Annotated in this window: 13 protein-coding genes; 9 read left to right on the plus strand and 4 right to left on the minus strand. The window is 68.8% G+C overall.

Annotation, left to right across the window (positions count from 1 at the left end; translation table 11 throughout):
* The first annotated feature begins 35 nt into the window (after positions 1-35).
* A complete protein-coding gene (locus tag IG04_RS0129495) occupies positions 36-311 on the plus strand; it encodes a hypothetical protein (protein ID WP_036016207.1) in 276 nt (91 codons plus the stop codon).
* Positions 312-314: 3 nt separating this feature from the next.
* Here the strand turns inward: IG04_RS0129495 and secA2 are convergent, their stop codons facing one another.
* The 3 genes from secA2 to IG04_RS0129510 all read right to left on the minus strand — a co-directional run bounded on the left by secA2 (position 315) and on the right by IG04_RS0129510 (position 7,078).
* Positions 315-2,600 (minus strand): accessory Sec system translocase SecA2, encoded by a 2,286-nt coding sequence (secA2, locus tag IG04_RS0129500; RefSeq protein ID WP_144065773.1) that lies wholly within the window; start codon positions 2,598-2,600, stop codon positions 315-317.
* Between the two features lie 95 nt (positions 2,601-2,695).
* The gene (locus IG04_RS0129505; RefSeq protein ID WP_084402239.1) at positions 2,696-3,952 is read right to left on the minus strand and encodes an MFS transporter; all 1,257 of its coding nucleotides are present in this window, start codon (positions 3,950-3,952) and stop codon (positions 2,696-2,698) included.
* Positions 3,953-4,006: 54 nt separating this feature from the next.
* Positions 4,007-7,078, minus strand: a complete 3,072-nt coding sequence (locus tag IG04_RS0129510; RefSeq protein WP_036016211.1) for a carboxyl transferase domain-containing protein — start codon at positions 7,076-7,078, stop codon at positions 4,007-4,009.
* Between the two features lie 172 nt (positions 7,079-7,250).
* On the opposite strand from IG04_RS0129510, the gene IG04_RS0129515 reads away from it, so the two are divergent.
* Positions 7,251-8,030, plus strand: coding sequence for a sporulation protein (locus IG04_RS0129515; RefSeq protein WP_051770923.1), 780 nt, complete (start codon positions 7,251-7,253; stop codon positions 8,028-8,030).
* Positions 8,031-8,147: 117 nt separating this feature from the next.
* Positions 8,148-8,420: a GlsB/YeaQ/YmgE family stress response membrane protein gene (locus IG04_RS0129520; RefSeq protein WP_030480009.1), complete on the plus strand. Its 273-nt coding sequence runs from the start codon at positions 8,148-8,150 to the stop codon at positions 8,418-8,420.
* Here the strand turns inward: IG04_RS0129520 and IG04_RS0129525 are convergent.
* Positions 8,413-9,036, minus strand: coding sequence for a TetR/AcrR family transcriptional regulator (locus tag IG04_RS0129525; protein ID WP_051770925.1), 624 nt, complete (start codon positions 9,034-9,036; stop codon positions 8,413-8,415). The two genes, IG04_RS0129520 and IG04_RS0129525, sit on opposite strands and share 8 nt — an antisense overlap.
* A 92-nt stretch (positions 9,037-9,128) precedes the next feature.
* Here IG04_RS0129525 and IG04_RS0129530 point away from each other — a divergent pair, with 92 nt between their 5' ends.
* Genes IG04_RS0129530 through IG04_RS48305 form a run of 6 tightly spaced genes read left to right on the plus strand, consistent with a single transcriptional unit; the run spans position 9,129 to position 15,493 of the window.
* Positions 9,129-10,274 (plus strand): acyl-CoA dehydrogenase family protein, encoded by a 1,146-nt coding sequence (locus tag IG04_RS0129530; RefSeq protein ID WP_030480011.1) that lies wholly within the window; start codon positions 9,129-9,131, stop codon positions 10,272-10,274.
* 10 nt (positions 10,275-10,284) lie between these two features.
* Positions 10,285-11,481, plus strand: coding sequence for an acetyl-CoA C-acetyltransferase (locus IG04_RS0129535; RefSeq protein WP_030480012.1), 1,197 nt, complete (start codon positions 10,285-10,287; stop codon positions 11,479-11,481).
* Complete coding sequence (locus IG04_RS0129540; protein ID WP_030480013.1) at positions 11,481-12,239, plus strand: SDR family NAD(P)-dependent oxidoreductase; 759 nt, start codon at positions 11,481-11,483, stop codon at positions 12,237-12,239. The genes IG04_RS0129535 and IG04_RS0129540 overlap by 1 nt, the downstream gene beginning before the upstream one ends.
* A gap of 14 nt (positions 12,240-12,253) precedes the next feature.
* Entirely contained in the window at positions 12,254-13,375 is a 1,122-nt protein-coding gene (locus IG04_RS0129545; protein WP_051770927.1) for a hypothetical protein, read from the plus strand.
* The gene (locus tag IG04_RS0129550) at positions 13,372-14,799 is read left to right on the plus strand and encodes a vWA domain-containing protein (protein ID WP_030480015.1); all 1,428 of its coding nucleotides are present in this window, start codon (positions 13,372-13,374) and stop codon (positions 14,797-14,799) included. The genes IG04_RS0129545 and IG04_RS0129550 overlap by 4 nt, the downstream gene beginning before the upstream one ends.
* Positions 14,786-15,493 carry a hypothetical protein gene (locus tag IG04_RS48305; protein WP_030480016.1) on the plus strand — a complete coding sequence of 236 codons (708 nt, stop codon included), beginning with the start codon at positions 14,786-14,788 and terminating at the stop codon, positions 15,491-15,493. The genes IG04_RS0129550 and IG04_RS48305 overlap by 14 nt, the downstream gene beginning before the upstream one ends.
* The last annotated feature ends 12 nt before the right edge of the window (positions 15,494-15,505 follow it).

A 15,505-nucleotide genomic window follows, 5' to 3' on the forward strand; every position in this document is an offset into this window, starting at 1 on the left:
CTCGTCACCCGCGCACGCGAAAGCTTGCACGGGTGATGGAGCAGACCGACTTCCTGTTCCCGGACGGGGACCACGAGCACTTGCGCCGCATCCGGCTGCTGGCCGAGCGCGCGGAACGGACGGCACACGACAGGTCCAACTTCGTCGGACCACCGCCGTCGCAGGAGCACCTCGACATCCTCGCGGAGATCAAGAAACTGACCGCCGAGATGACCGCGGCCGCCACGACACCTGCGAAAGCCAGACGGGCCGAGACGTTGCCCCGGCCCGCCAGACCCGCGGACGACCTCGTCGTCCCCGGGAAGATGTGACCGTCAGCGGCGCTGCCCGCGGACCATCTTGACGAGCCCCTTCATCGACTCCTCCAGTCCGGAGCCGAACGGGTTGTCGTGCACCAGGTACGTCCACGTCGAGCTCGGGCGCTTCACCCCGGCGTCGGCGAGGTCGTAGCCGTCGTCGGTGATCTTGGCCGCCTCGTACTTCTCCGAGGTGCGCTCCCATGACTCCGGCACGATCTTGTTGAACGCCGGGATGGCCTCGCGGTGGAACTCGTCCAGTGGGTTCTGCCGGGCCAGCGCGCGCAGGTGGATGCCCTCGCGCAGGTCCGACAGGAACGTCAGGTGGTGCGTCCACAGGTCGTCGAGGAAGAACAGCGTGATCTTGCGGGCGGCGTCGGCGGCCACCTCGCCGGACACGCCTTCCTTCTCGCCGACCTTCTCGAACGCCGCGTCGGTACGCAACACGACGTCGCGGTGCTTGAGCAGGAGGTCGCGCTGGTGCTCGATCAGCTTGTTGTAGCGCCAGGTGTTGCGGTGGATCTCCAGGTTCACGCCCTCGGCCACGCGCTGGGCGTGCTCGAAGGTGTGCAGCAGGCCCTTGTCGTGCACCCGCCCGTCGTTGTCCACTTCGGACGGGTCCTCGGCGTCCGGTGCGTACTGGGTGATCAGCTCGTCCTGCATGGACGAGAAGAACACCGAGCCGCCGGGGTCGCCCTGACGGCCCGCGCGGCCGCGCAGCTGGTCGTCCAGGCGTGACGACGAGTGGCGCCCGGAACCGATCACGTACAGGCCGCCGAGCTCGGCGATCCGGTCGTGGTCCTCGCCCTCGTGGCCACCGAGCCGGATGTCCGTACCGCGACCGGCCATCTGGGTCGAGACCGTGATGCGCTGGTACGAACCGGCGTCCGCGATGATCGACGCCTCCTCGGCGTCGTTCTTCGCGTTGAGCACCACGCACTCGATGCCGGCGGCGCGCAGCTTGGAGGAGATCCGCTCCGACTCGGCGACGTCGAGCGTGCCGACGAGGATCGGGCGACCGGTCTCGTGAACGGTCTTGATCTCCTCGACGATCGCGTCTTCCTTCTGCTCCAGCGTCGCGTAGAGGCGGAAGTGCTCGTCCTCGCGGATGTTCTCCTTGTTCGGCGGGATCACGAGCACTTCCAGCTCGTAGAACTCCCGCAGCGTCTCGGCGACGGCGACGGCGGTACCGGTCATGCCGCAGCGCGTCGGGTAGCGCGACAGCAGCGCCTGCACCGTCATCGAGTCGAGGATCTCGCCCGACTCGGTCGTCTGGACGTTCTCCTTGGCCTCGACCGCGGCCTGCAGGCCGTCCGGCCACCGCTGCAGCTTCGCGACACGGCCACGCGTGTCGTTGATCAGATGCACCTTGCCGTCACGCACGATGTAGTCGACGTCGCGGTGCAGCAGCACCTGCGCGTGCAGCGCCACGTTCACCTTCGACAGCGTCGACGTGACGTGCTCCTGCGAGTACAGGTCGATCTCGCCGAGCGCCCGCTCGACGGCCTCGGAGCCCGCACCCGTCAGGAAGACGTTGCGCTCCTCGTCGTCGATCTCGTAGTGCAGGTTCTGCCGCAGCCGCTTCACCAGGTCCGCGATGACCGGGTCGGCCGCCTCCGAACTGGTCGAGCCGGCCAGCACGAGCGGCACGCGGGCCTCGTCGACGAGCACCGAGTCGGCCTCGTCGATGAGCGCGACCTCCGGCTCGGGCACGATCAGGTCGTCGGGGCTCGTGACGATCCGGTCGCGCAGGATGTCGAAGCCGATCTCGCTGACCGGCGCGTACGTGACCTCGCACTGGTAGGCCTCGCGGCGCTCCTCGGCCTTCGAGCTGCCGTTGATCCAGCCCGAGGTGACGTCGAGCAGCCCGTACAGCGGACCCATCCACTCCGCGTCGCGCTGGGCGAGGTAGTCGTTGACGCTGACCACGTGGACGCGCTTGCCCTTGATCGCGAACCCGGCCGCGGCCATGGCGCCCGCGAGCGTCTTGCCCTCACCGGTCGCCATCTCGACCACGAGCCCGCTGAGCAGGCCGAGCGCACCCAGCACCTGCACGTCGAACGGACGTTGCCCGATGGCCCGCTCGGCGGCCTCCCGCGTGAGGGCCACGAGCTCGGTGTCCGTGCTCTCCCCGCGCAGCTTCTTGGCGTGGGCCGTCAGCTCCTCATCGCTGAACGCCTTGAACGCGTCCGCGTGTTTTTCCACGTCCGCGAGCATTGCCTGGAACGGGGCGAGGTCGATTGAGCCCGGTTTCTGCGCGAACCTGCGCATCCGCTGCTTGAAGCGCGCCATGAGAGTGGTCACGACGCGCCAACGTACGGCATCGGCTCCAGGTTCCGCAGAGGTCTTGACTGTGAAGGCCCGATTTGTCCGTTAGATCGGGCCTTCACAGCCTCTGATCAGGCCCGTTCCGGCCGGTGCGTCTCCGGCAACCTGAACACCGACACCAACGTGAACAGCCCCATGACCAGCAGGAACGCCGACACGGACATCGAAGTCCCGGTCGCGCCGAGCAGCGCCGTCATGACGAACGGCGTGCCACCGCTGACCAGGATCGACGCCAGTTGGTACGCGAGAGAAGCACCCGAGTACCGCACATGCGCCTCGAACAGTTCACCCAGGTAGGCGGCGATCGGCCCGTACACGAGAGAGGACGCGATGCCTCCGACCGTGTTCGCGACGAACAGCAACAGCAGCGAGGCCGTGTCCACGAGCAGGAAGTACGGGAACGCCCACACGATCATGCCGATGGTGCCCGCGATGATCAGCGGACGGCGCCCGAGGCGGTCCGAAGCGTGTCCGGCCCAGAGGATGACCGGGATGCTCACGAGCGACGACAGCATGCTGACGACCAGCACCGACTCGCGGGCCAGGCCGAGCGTGGTGGTCGCGTAGGACAGGACGCCCGCGATCGACACGTAGAAGATCGCGTTGGACGCGAACATCAGGCCGGCGCCGAGCAGGATCGGCTTGCGATGGGTCCGCAGAGCCTCCTTGAGCGGTGCCTGCGCCACGACCGGCCCCGACGCACGGCGCTGCTGCAGCTCACGGAAGACCGGGCTGTCCTCGACCTTGAGCTGGATGAACAGCACCACGGGGAAGAGGAGCGCGCTCGCGAGGAACGGCACGCGCCAGCCCCACGACGCGAACGCCTCAGGCGAGAGAGACGTCGTGGCGCTGATGAAGGCAACGTTGCCCAGCAGCACGCCGATCGGAACGCCGGCCTGGCCGAACGTGCCCGCGAAGCCGCGTTTCTTCGGCCCCGCGGTCTCGGTCAGCAGCAGGACCACGCCGCCCCACTGCCCACCGACCGCGATGCCCTGCAGGAAGCGCAGCAGCACCAGCAGGATCGGCGCGCCGACGCCGATGGACGCCGTCGTGGGCAGCAGGCCGATGAGGAACGTCGCCGCCGCCATCAGGCCGAGGCAGACGACCAGTGCCGGCTTGCGGCCGACCTTGTCGCCGAAGTGCCCGAAGACCAGGCCGCCGATCGGGCGCGCGATGAAGCCCGCCCAGAACGTGCTGAACGACAGGAGCAACGCCACGATCGGCGTCGCCTCGGGGAAGAACAGTTTCGGGAACACCAATGCCGCGGCGGTCGCGTAGATGAAGAAGTCGTACCACTCAAGACTCGAACCGACGAGCCCGGCTGCCATGAGCCGACGTAAGGTCTTCTGTTCCGCAGGGGCGACGCTGACCACGGATTCTCCTCACCACGTGTCGATGAACGGGCGTTTCTTCCCTTGTGAGCGGGAAGTTGCGGGGGCCAGCGCCGTGGCGATCCAGCGGCGCGTGTCGGCCGGGTCGATCACGTCGTCGATCTCGAAGACCGAGGCGACGTTGAGGGCTTTGCCGTGCTCGTAGGCCATCGCGACCATCTGGTCGTAGCGCTGCCGGCGCTCGTCCGGGTCCGCGATGGCGTCGAGCTCTTTCCGGAAGCCGAGTTTGATGGCGCCTTCGAGGCCCATCGGGCCGAACTCGCCAGTGGGCCACGAGATCGCGAACTGCGGAACCTTCAGGCTGCCCGCCGCCATGGCCTGCGCGCCGAGGCCGTACGCCTTGCGCAGGATCACGAGTCCGAAGGGGACGGTGAGGTTGGCGCCCGTCACGACCATGCGGGTGAGGTGGCGGACGGTGGCGGTGCGTTCGGCGTCCGGGCCGACCATGAACCCCGGGGTGTCGCACAGGGAGACGACCGGGATGTCGAACGCGTCGGCCAGCTGCAGGAAGCGGGCGCACTTGTCGGCGGCGTCGGCGTCGATCGCCCCGCCGAGGACGTTCGGGTCGTTGGCGATCAGGGCGATGGGACGGCCTTCGATCCGGACCAGTGCGGTGACGATGGCCTTGCCGAAGCCCTGGCGGAGTTCGAGGACGCTGCCGGTGTCGGCGAGGGTGGTGATGAGCGCGCGGATGTCGTAGGCGCGCAGGCGGTTCTCGGGGATGGCGTGGCGGAGGAGGCGCTGGTCCGCGCAGTTCCACGATCCGAAATTGTCGGTGCTGTCTGGGAGAATTGTTTTTAGGGGTTCCCCCGAGGGCGCGGGCGAAGGCTGCGCATTCGGCGAGGGGACGCCTGCGTGAGCCTGGGGGCCTGCGTGAGCTTGGGCGCCTGCGGAGACCTGGGCGCCTGCGGGAGCCTGGAAGTACGAGAGGTACTTCTTCGCGACGGCGACCGCTTCCTCCTCCGACGCCACCGCGATGTCCACCACGCCGTTGGGCACCTGCACGTCCAACGAGCCGATGTCCTCGGGCCGGAACGTGCCGAGCCCGCCGCCCTCGATCATCGCCGGGCCGCCCATGCCGATGTTCGCGCCCTCGACCGCGATGATCACGTCGCATGTGCCCAGCAGCACCGCGTTGCCCGCGAAGCACCGCCCGGCTACCACGCCGACCAACGGCACCTGCCCGCTCAGCCGCGCGAACGCGTGGAACGAGCCGCAGTCCAGGCCGCTGACCATGCTGTGGTCGGTGTCGCCGGGCCGTCCGCCACCACCTTCGGCGAACAGCACCACCGGCAGGTTCTCCTGCTGTGCCAGGGCGAACAGCCGGTCCTTCTTCTGATGGTTGCGCATGCCCTGAGTGCCGGCCAGTACGGCGTAGTCGTAGGACATCGCCACGACCCGTTGGCCGTTCACGACGCCGATGCCGGCCACCATGCCGTCCGCGGGCGTGCGTTCGATCAGGTCCTCAAGCGACCGGCGCTGGCGCTGGGCGGCGATCGCGAGGCCGCCGTACTCGACGAAGGAAGTGCAGAGATCCGCGATGTTCTCGCGGGCGGTTCGTCCACCCCGGGCGTGCCGGCGTGCGGCGGCTTCGGGCCGGTCGAAGTCGTGGCGCGCCAGCACTTCCGCCAGATCCGGCCGGACGTGCTCCAGATCCACCTCGGCAACGTCCTCATCGGACTCGCCGGCCCCGGAGGCCAGCACCTGGCCCTCGGTCACGGTGTCGCCCACCGACACCAGCACGTCGCCGGACACCCGCACGACGTGCTGCATCTTCATCGCTTCCAGCACGACGGAACCGGGATCGACGGCGACCACCGTGCCCGCCAGCGGCGCCCGCATGCCCGACACCGGCTCCTCGGCCACGAAGTCGGTGGTCGCACCGACGATGTCCTGGTCCAGCAGGGTATGAAGGAACTCCAGGTTCGTGGCGACGCCCTCGACCCGGAACTCGCGCAACGCCCGCCGCGCCCGGTTCAGGGCGACGTCCAGGTCCTCGCCGTGCACCACGAGCTTCGCGAGCAGCCCGTCGTACCGCGTGCCGACCCGGTAGCCGACGTACCCGTGCGTGTCGACGCGGACGCCGGGCCCGGCCGGCAGCCCGAACGACGACAACACGCCGCCCGAAGTCTGGTTCACGCGCACCTGCACGGCCGCGCCGCGGTCGTGGGGCGTGAAGTCCACGTCGCCGCCCCAGGCGAGCAGCAGCTGGGTGCGCACGAGGTCCACTCCGGACACCATCTCGGTCACCGTGTGCTCGACCTGCAGCCGCGGGTTGACCTCCAGGAACGCGAACGAGTCCCCGGACACCAGGAACTCCACCGTGCCGACGCCCTGGTAGTCCACGGCCGAGGCGATGGCCATGGCCGACGAGTGCAGAGCTTTGCGCAGCAACGGGTCCAGCAGGGGAGCGGGCGCGATCTCCACGACCTTCTGGTGCCGCAGCTGCAGCGAGCAGTCGCGGTCGCCGATCACGGAGGTCCCGACGAGCTGCACCTCGATGTGCCGGGCGGAGGGCATCAGCCGTTCGAAGTAGACGTCGCCCACCCCGAACGCCGCCAGCGCCTCCGCCCGGCACGCCTCGACCGCACTGTCGAGGTCCTCGGGCCGCAACACGGCCCGCATGCCCTTGCCGCCACCCCCGGCGACCGCCTTCACCATCACCGGGAACTTGCCGGGCGCCGCGTCCAGCACCGGAATCCCCAGCGAGGCCGCCAGTTCCCGTGCTCGCCGCTTGTCACCGAGCAGTTCCAGAATGTCAGCGGACGGCCCGACGAACGCCAGCCCGCGCTCCGAACACGCCCGAGCGAACGCGGCGTTCTCGGACAGGAATCCCCACCCCGGATGCACGGCCTGGCACCCCTCGGCAGCGTCCAGCAGTTGATCTATGTCGAGGTACGGCGACGGCCCACGCAGCGCCACCGCGCGGTCCGCGAGGGTCACGGGGAGTGAGGAAGCGTCGTCCTCCGCATACACCGCCACGGTGCGTATCCCCAGGTCAGCAGCTGCGCGCAGGACGCGGACAGCCACCTCACCCCGGTTGGCGACGAGCAGCACGGGCAACCTCCTGAGCGACCGCTTAGTATGTGACGGCGGTCGCATGTTGCCATCTGAAGTCAACGGAAGTCCATACGGAACCGATCGGGGTACTGAGGCGTCAACGGAACACTTCGCCGCAAACGGGCGATCCAGTTGGCAGACTCCCCGCAAACAGCAAGGGCTTCAGGAGGCCGCAGTGGTGTTCAAAAGGATGATGCGCGCGTTCGGCGTGGGCGGCCCGACTGTCGACACGGTCCTGACCAACCCCAACGTCAGGCCCGGCGAGGTGCTGTCCGGCGAGGTGCGCATCGCCGGCGGCGACCACCCGGCCGAGATCGACCACGTCACGCTCGCGCTGCTCACCCGCGTCGAGGTCGAGAGCGGCGACAACGAGTACAACACCAACATGGAGTTCCACAAGTTCTCCGTGGGCCAGCGGATCATGGCCCAGCCGCACCAGAACCTCTCGCTGCCGTTCCAGGTGCCGGTGCCGTTCGAGTGCCCGCTCAACGTCGTGGGCGGCATGCAGCTCAACGGCATGCAGCTGGGCCTGCGCACCGAGCTTGAGGTGCGCGGCGCCGTCGACCCCGGTGACCTCGACCCGATCTGGGTGCACCCGCTGGCGTCGCAGGACGCCGTGCTCCAGGCGTTCGGGCAGATGGGCTTCCGCTTCACCAAGGCGGACAACGAGCGCGGCCGCATCCACGGCGTGCCGCAGCAGCTGCCGTTCTACCAGGAGATCGAGTTCTACCCGCCGCCGCAGTTCGCGGGCCGCGTCAAGCAGGTCGAACTGACGTTCGTCACGACGCCGGGCGAGCTGCACGTGGTCCTGGAGGCCGACAAGCGCGCCGGGCTGCTCCGTGCGGGCGGCGACGCGTACGGCCGTTTCGCCATGTCACACCAGCAGGCCGTCGGCACCGACTGGACCGCGACGATCAACCAGTGGATGTCGCAGGTCTCCGGCAGCCGCTGGTAGTCATCGGCACCCGGGCGGGTACCGCTCGCCGATCTCGAGCTGCGGATCTTGCCGGGTGACGGGATGATTTTCTCCGAGATCCCCGAGTGCATCGGGGTGTAGCGGTAGGAGGCGACCGTGACCATCGAGAGCATCATCGGCGCGCTCATCATCGGCCTGATCCTGGGCTTGCTCGGGAAGCTGTTCGCACCGGGCAAGCAGGCCATTCCGATCTGGCTGACGCTGCTGGTCGGCATCGCGGCGGCGTTCATCGGGACGTGGATCGCGCGACTGCTCGGCGTGCAGGACACGCCGGGCATCGACTGGATCGAGGTGATCATCCAGATCGTCGTCGCGGCGGTCGGTGTTTCGGTCGTGGCAGGCATGTACGGCAGGAAGTCGGTCAGCTAGCCGGACGGACCATCCTGAGGACGAGGTCGGCGTACATCGCGCCGATCTCGTCCGGGGTCCGCCTGCCGCTCGGCTGGTACCAGCGCGCGACGTCGATGCACAGCGACAGCACGGCCAGGGTCGCGCCCTTGAGGTCGGGGACGTCGAACACGCCCTCCTCGATGCCGTCCGCGATGTAGGACCGCATCCGCTGTTCGATCTGCCGGCGCAGCTCCGCCACCTCCGCGTGGTGTTCCGGGGAGAGCGCGCCGAGCTCGTACTGCACCACCCGCGCCGTCGTGTGGAACGCCGCGTGCCAGCCCGCGAACGCCGCTACCGCGTTCCTCAGCCGCTGCACCGCGCCGTCGCCCTGGATACTCGACAGCAGCGCCAGCGACGTCTCGTGGCCGACGAGCGAGATGTTGAAGAGAAGCTCTTCTTTGGACCGGTAGTGGATGTACACGGCCGCGGGGGACATTCCGGCCAGCGAAGCGATGTCACGGGTCGTCGTGGCGTGGTATCCCTTGCCTGCGAACGCCTGGACGGCGGCGATGAGCATCCGGCGGGCGGCGTCCGGGGTCACGGCGCGCCAGGTCTCGTCGAGCAGTGAGAACCCGTCCAGTCCGGTCGTCGTCATCGGGCCGCTCCTCGCGTGTTGACAGGTGATGGATAGTACTGCACGCTAAGCGGGCGCTTAGCTCTAAGCAACCGCTTAGTATGGAGGTAGTCGTGCAGCGGACGCTGTTCAACGAGGATCACGCCGCGTTCCGGGAGTCGGCGAAGGCGTTCGTCGAGCGCACGATCACGCCGAACGTCGAGAAGTTCATCGAGCAGCGGGTGATCGACCGGGACGTGTGGCTGGAAGCCGGTCGTCAGGGCCTGCTGGGCCTCGAGATCCCCGAGGAGTACGGCGGCAGCGGCGCGAACGACTACCGCTTCAACACGGTGTTCGCCGAGGAGCTCTGCCGGGTCAACGCCGCGGTCGCCTCGTCGCTGGGCATCCACGGTGACGTCGTCGCGCCGTACCTCGTCGACCTGTGCACCGAGGAGCAGAAGCAGCGCTGGCTGCCCGGCATGTGCACCGGCGAGATCAAGACCGGCATCGCGATGACCGAGCCGTCCGGCGGCTCCGACCTCGCCGCGCTGAAGACCAACGCCGTCCGTGACGGTGACGACTGGATCCTCAACGGCTCCAAGACGTTCATCACCAACGGCTACACCGCCGACATGATCGTCGTCGCGGCCCGCACCGACCCGTCCAAGGGCGCGCGCGGCATCACGCTGTTCGCCGTCGAGGACGGCATGCCCGGCTTCGAGCGCGGCCGCAAGCTCGACAAGGTCGGCCAGCACCCGTCCGACACCGCGGAGCTGTTCTTCTCCGACGTGCGGCTCTCCGCCGAGCACATGATCGGCGACGAGGGCCAGGGCTTCATCTACATGATGGAACGCCTGCCGCAGGAGCGGATCGGCGGCGCCATCTCGAACCTGGCGCACGCGCAGGGCGTCTTCGACGAGACGCTGGAGTACGTCAAGGAGCGCAAGGCCTTCGGCCAGGCGATCGGCAAGTTCCAGCACAACAAGTTCCTGCTCGCGGAGCTGCGCACCAAGCTGGACGTCTCGCAGGCCTTCATCGACACGCTGACGATGCAGCACGTTCGTGGCGAACTGAGCTCGGTCGAGGCGGCACAGGCGAAGTACTGGAGCGCCGACATCGAGAACGAGGTCATCGACGCCTGCGTGCAGCTGCACGGCGGCTACGGCTACATGACCGAGTACCGCGTCGCCCGCGCGTGGATGGACGCCCGCGTCACGAAGATCTGGGCGGGATCCAACGAGATCATGAAGGAACTCATCGGCCGCGACCTGGGCCTGTAGGAGGTTTTCCATGGCTGAGGCAGTCATCGTCTCCACGGCCCGGTCGCCGATCGGCCGTGCCCGCAAGGGTTCTCTCGTCTCGCTGCGGCCGGACGACCTGGCCGCTCAGGTGATCTCGGCGGCGCTGGGCGACATCCCGGCGTCCGAGATCACCGACCTGCACCTCGGTTGTGCCGAGCCGCAGGACGAGCACGGCCAGAACATCGCGCGCCGCGTTGCCGTGCAGCTGGGCCACGACAACCTGCCCGGCACGACGGTCAACCGGTTCTGCGCGTCGTCCGTGCAGACCGCGCGGATGGCCTTCCACGCCATCAAGGCCGGGGAGGGCACCGGGTTCATCTCGGCCGGCGTCGAGTGCGTCTCCCGGTACATGCACTCGGGTGCGCCCTCGTTCAACCCGCTGTTCGACGAAGCTCAGCAGCGGACCCAGGACACGGCCGCGTCCAACGCCCCGTGGACCGACCCGCGGCTCGACGGCAAGCTGCCCGACTACTACATCGCGATGGGCCAGACGGCCGAGAACGTCGCGACGCAGATGGGCATCTCGCGGCACGACCAGGACGAGTTCGGAGTCCGTTCGCAGAACCTCGCGGAGAAGTCGATCGCGGACGGGTTCTTCGCCCGCGAGATCACACCGGTCACCCTGCCCGACGGCACCGTCGTCTCGACGGACGACGGACCGCGCGCGGGTGTCACCTACGAAGCCGTCTCCCAGCTGAAGCCGTCGTTCCGGCCCGAGGGCACCATCACGGCGGGCAACTGCTGTCCCCTGAACGACGGCGCGGCCGCCGTGGTGATCATGAGCGCCGTGCGGGCCCGCGAACTGGGCCTGACCCCGTTGGCGCGCATCGTGTCCACGGGCGTCTCCGGCCTGTCGCCGGAGATCATGGGCCTCGGCCCCGTCGACGCCACGAAGCAGGCGCTCGGCCACGCCGGTCTGTCCATTTCGGACATCGACCTGGTGGAGATCAACGAGGCGTTCGCGGTCCAGGTGCTCGGTTCGCAGCGCGCGCTGGGCATCGACATCGACAAGCTGAACGTGCACGGCGGCGCGATCGCGCTGGGCCACCCGTTCGGCTCGACCGGTGCGCGGATCATGACGACGCTGATCAACGGCATGCAGGCCCGCGACGCCCAGTTCGGCCTGGAGACGATGTGCGTCGGTGGCGGTCAGGGCATGGCGATCATCCTGGAAAGGCTTTCGTAGTGGGAATTCTGGACAAGTTCCGCCTCGACGGGAAGGTCGCGATCGTCACCGGCGCGTCCTCGGGTCTCGGCGTCGCGTTCGCCAAGGGACTCGCGGAGGCGGGCGCGGACGTCGTGCTCGCGGCTCGTCGCGCGGACAGGCTGAAGGACACGGCCGCACTGGTCGAGTCGGCCGGACGACGCGCGCTGGTCGTGCAGGCGGACGTGTCGAAGCCGGAGGACTGCCGTGAGGTCGCTCGTGCGGCGGCGGAGTTCGGCACGGTGGCGGTGCTCGTGAACAACGCCGGTGTGGCGTCGGCGGTACCGGCGTCGCGCGAGACGCCGGAGGAGTTCCGCAGCGTCATGGACGTGAACCTCAACGGCGCCTACTGGATGGCTCAGGCCGCTGCCTCCGTCATGAAGTCCGGCGGCTCGATCATCAACATCTCCAGCGTGCTGGGCCTCGTGACCGGCGGTATTCCCCAGGCCGCGTACTCGGCGTCCAAGGCGGGACTTCTCGGCCTGACGCGGGATCTGGCGCAGCAGTGGACCGGGCGCAAGGGCATTCGCGTCAACGCGATCTGCCCCGGTTTCTTCGAGTCGGAGATGACCGACCAGTACCCGCCGGGGTACCTCGAGAAGATGCAGGCGGCGCTGCCCGCCGGTCGCATCGGTGATCCCGAGGAACTTGCCGCCGCCGTGGTCTTCCTGGCCTCCCCCGCGGGCGGTTACGTTACTGGCGAGACGCTCGTCGTCGACGGTGGTGCCGTGATCGTCTGACTCCAGGGGGAGCCGTGCGGGAGCCCGAGTTCAAGGTCGTGGACCCGCGAAGACGGTTCCTGCTGTGGTTCGTCCCGCCGCTGGCGGTGTTCGTGACCGGGCTGGTGGTGTTGCTCGTTTCGGGGCACATCACCGGCCCGTTCCGCTCTGTGACGGTGGTGCGGGCGCTGTTCGCCTCCAAGCGCGACTTCTTCCAGGACGAGCAGGTCAAGCGCATCCTGATGGCGCGCGGCTACCAGGTGCACGTGACGCCGATCGGCTCGCGCGACCTGGCGGACAAGCCGGACCTCGACTCGTACCACTTCGTGTTCCCGTCGGGGCACGTGGCGAACGAGCACGTGAAGTCGCGCCGGGCGGGCAAGCACGTCGTGCCGTACCGGCCCTTCTTCACCCCGGTCGTGCTCGCCACGTTCCGCGAGCACGCCGAGGCACTGGTGCGGGCGAGGGTCGCGACGGCGCATGACCAAGGTGCGCAACCGCTCTACTACAACCTCGACATGGCCGAGTTCACGAAGCTGTCGGCGTGGAGGTGGAGCGACTACGGCCTAAGCAACGGCAACCGGGTCATCGCGCAGTCGCCGGACCCCTGCAAGGCCTACTCGGGCGCGACGCTCGTCGGATTCGTCGCCACGGCTTTCGGTGACGATCCGCCGCAAACCGTAGAAGCGGCGGAAGAGCTGGCGCGGAAGGTCAAGCCGTTCGTCGACGCGCAGGGGCAGGCCGGTGAGGACATGGCCCCGAAGTACTTCGTGCCGGAGGGCCGCACGCACGCCGTCATCGCGGTGATCTACGAGCACCAGTACATCGCCTATCAGTTGCGGCAGAAGAGCATCGACACCGAACGCGTGCTGCTCTACCCGACGAAGCAGCACCAGAGCACACCCGAGCTGATCTCGTTCACGCCGGAGGGCGACCGGATCGGTGAGCTGATGATGAACGACCCGGACCTGCGCCGGCGCGCGGTCGAGCTGGGTTTCCACTCGCTGGGCTGGAACGGGGAGACAGGCAACGACTTCGGCAGCTACATCGCCGGCCGCGGGCTGCCCGAACCGCCCGCCGGTGAGGCGGGCAGGGTGCAGCTGCCCAAGGCGGAGCTGTTCGAGCGGATGCTCGACGTCGTAGGCGAGTGCAAGTGAAGGTGCTGGCGGCAGTTCTGCTGCTTCTGCTGGCGGCGTGCACGTCGAGCACGCCGCCGCCGGTCCGGTTGAAGATGCTGGCGAGCACGGAACTGGCCGACCTCGGACCTGTGCTGGCGGAGCTCCGGCGTGCCACCGGGGTCGAGCTGGCGGTCGAGCACCGCGGCACGGTCGAGGCCAGCAGGTCGCTCGCCGGGTTCGACCTGGCGTGGTTGTCCACCGCCAGGTTCCTGCGGCTGGCGGGTGCCGAGCCGGAGCTGGCGTCGAGCGTCATGACGTCCCCGGTGGTGCTCGGCGTAAAGCGCGGCAGCCGGGCCGTGCTGGGCGAGCGGCCGACGTGGGCGGACATCGCGGACCGAGCCGCGCTGGGCCAGTTCCGGTACGGCATGGCCGATCCGCGCGTGTCCGGCGGTGGCATGGCCGCGTTGATCGGCGTCGCGACGGCGGCCGCGGGCACCGGAGCGCCGTTACGGCCCGAGGACGTGAGTTGCGACCGTCTGCAGGGGTTCCTTGCGGGGCGGGCGTTCGACGCGCCCGACCCTGTCACCGAGTTCGTCCGCCGGTCCGATGTGGACGGACTCGTCGCGCACGAGTCGGAGCTGTTGTCCTTGAACGCTTCCGGACGTGTGTCCGAACCGCTGGAGATCGTCTACCCGCGCGACGGCATCGTGCTGTCGGACTACCCGCTGATGCTCGTCGACCCGGCGCACCGGGACGCGTACGACCGCGTCGTGGAGTGGCTGAGGTCGCCTGCCGCGCAGCAGATGATCGCCGACCGCACCTGGCGCCGTCCCGTCGAACCCTCCGTGACGCGCAACGAAAAGCTGCGAGCCGACCTCGGTACCGCGCTCTACTTCCCGGACAGCTCCGAGGTGATCGACCGGCTGCTGCTCTTCCACGACCGCGCGGGCGAAGGCCGGCAGGTGGTCTTCGTGCTGGACTACTCGACGTCGATGGCCGGTGCTCGCCTCGCCGGGCTGCGGGAGGCGTTCGCGTCGCTCAACGGGTTCGACCGCTTCTACGTCGGGGAGACCGTGACGATCATCCGGTTCGCGGGCACCGTGCTGGAGGAGCGTTCGATCACCGTGCGCGGTCGCGAGGACCTCGACGCGTTGCTGGCCGTCGTCGCGTCCGAGGACCTGCGCGACAACACCGCGATCTGGGCGGCCCTGGAGCGCGCGTTGCAGTTGGCTCGAGGCGAGACGGCGGTGGTGCTGATGACGGACGGCGAGAACAACGCGGGCCCGTCGGTGGACGAGTTCCTGAGGGTCGGCAGGGGAGAGGTGCCGGTGTTTCCGATCCGGTTCGGCGAGGCCTCCACGGCGGAACTGGACCGAGTGGCGCAGGCGAGCGGCGGCCGTCTGGTCGAGGCCGGCGCGAAATCGTTGCTGGAGGCGGTGAGAGAGATCCGTGGCTGTCGATAGAGCGCTCTGGTGGTCCGTCTCGTGGGGCTGGATCCTGCTGTGGTCGGCGACGCTGATCGCACTGGTCGTGGTCGTCGTGCTCGCCTGGCGGTGGATGCGCCGCCGCGACCAGGGACCCGAGGTGCCCGGACTGCTGTTCTACGTGCACGGCCAGCGGATGATCAACCTCTGCAAGGTCGGCCGCTACGACGACGCCGTCACCCGGCAGTTCGTCAAGCAGATCACCGTCACCAAGAACGGCAAGCTGCAGGTCGGCCCCAGCGAGTTCGGCATCGGCGTCGACGGCTCGGTGGTAGAGCAGAACACCGACACCTACGAGAAACCGGCCACCGAGATCGACGTCATCGGCGTCGTCCTGGCGGGCCTGCGCGCAGGCCACGGCGTGGTCGAAGTCGACCTGACGACCGCCACGATCAGGGCAGACGAGGCGTGGCGACGAGGAAGAGCCCGGCGCCTCAACGACATCCGCGACTACGTGTCGCTGCATGGCCGGTTCGAGGTCGGCGACGGCGACGACCCGGCGGTGCTGCTGGCGCCGGTCGGCACGCACCGGGTGCGCGTGGAGTGCGACCGCGCGAGCCTGCGCGACACGTTGCCGCCGGGCCAGTTCAACGCCCGCTGCCTGGGCAAGGTCCAGTCGTGGAACGCCGCGACCGGTGAGATCGTGGTCCTGCCGGTGGTCGTTTTTCGGTAGACGGGCGGGGGA

It is taken from the genome of Lentzea albidocapillata (genome assembly GCF_000719115.1).
Taxonomy (GTDB): domain Bacteria; phylum Actinomycetota; class Actinomycetes; order Mycobacteriales; family Pseudonocardiaceae; genus Lentzea; species Lentzea albidocapillata.

Bases quoted from the DNA above. Each gene is read 5' to 3' on its own strand.
- IG04_RS0129495 (WP_036016207.1), top strand. From the start codon at position 36: ATGGAGCAGACCGACTTCCTGTTCCCGGACGGGGACCACGAGCACTTG.
- IG04_RS0129505 (WP_084402239.1), bottom strand. From the start codon at position 3,952: ATGGCAGCCGGGCTCGTCGGTTCGAGTCTTGAGTGGTACGACTTCTTC.
- IG04_RS0129525 (WP_051770925.1), bottom strand. From the start codon at position 9,036: ATGACGACGACCGGACTGGACGGGTTCTCACTGCTCGACGAGACCTGG.
- IG04_RS0129535 (WP_030480012.1), top strand. From the start codon at position 10,285: ATGGCTGAGGCAGTCATCGTCTCCACGGCCCGGTCGCCGATCGGCCGT.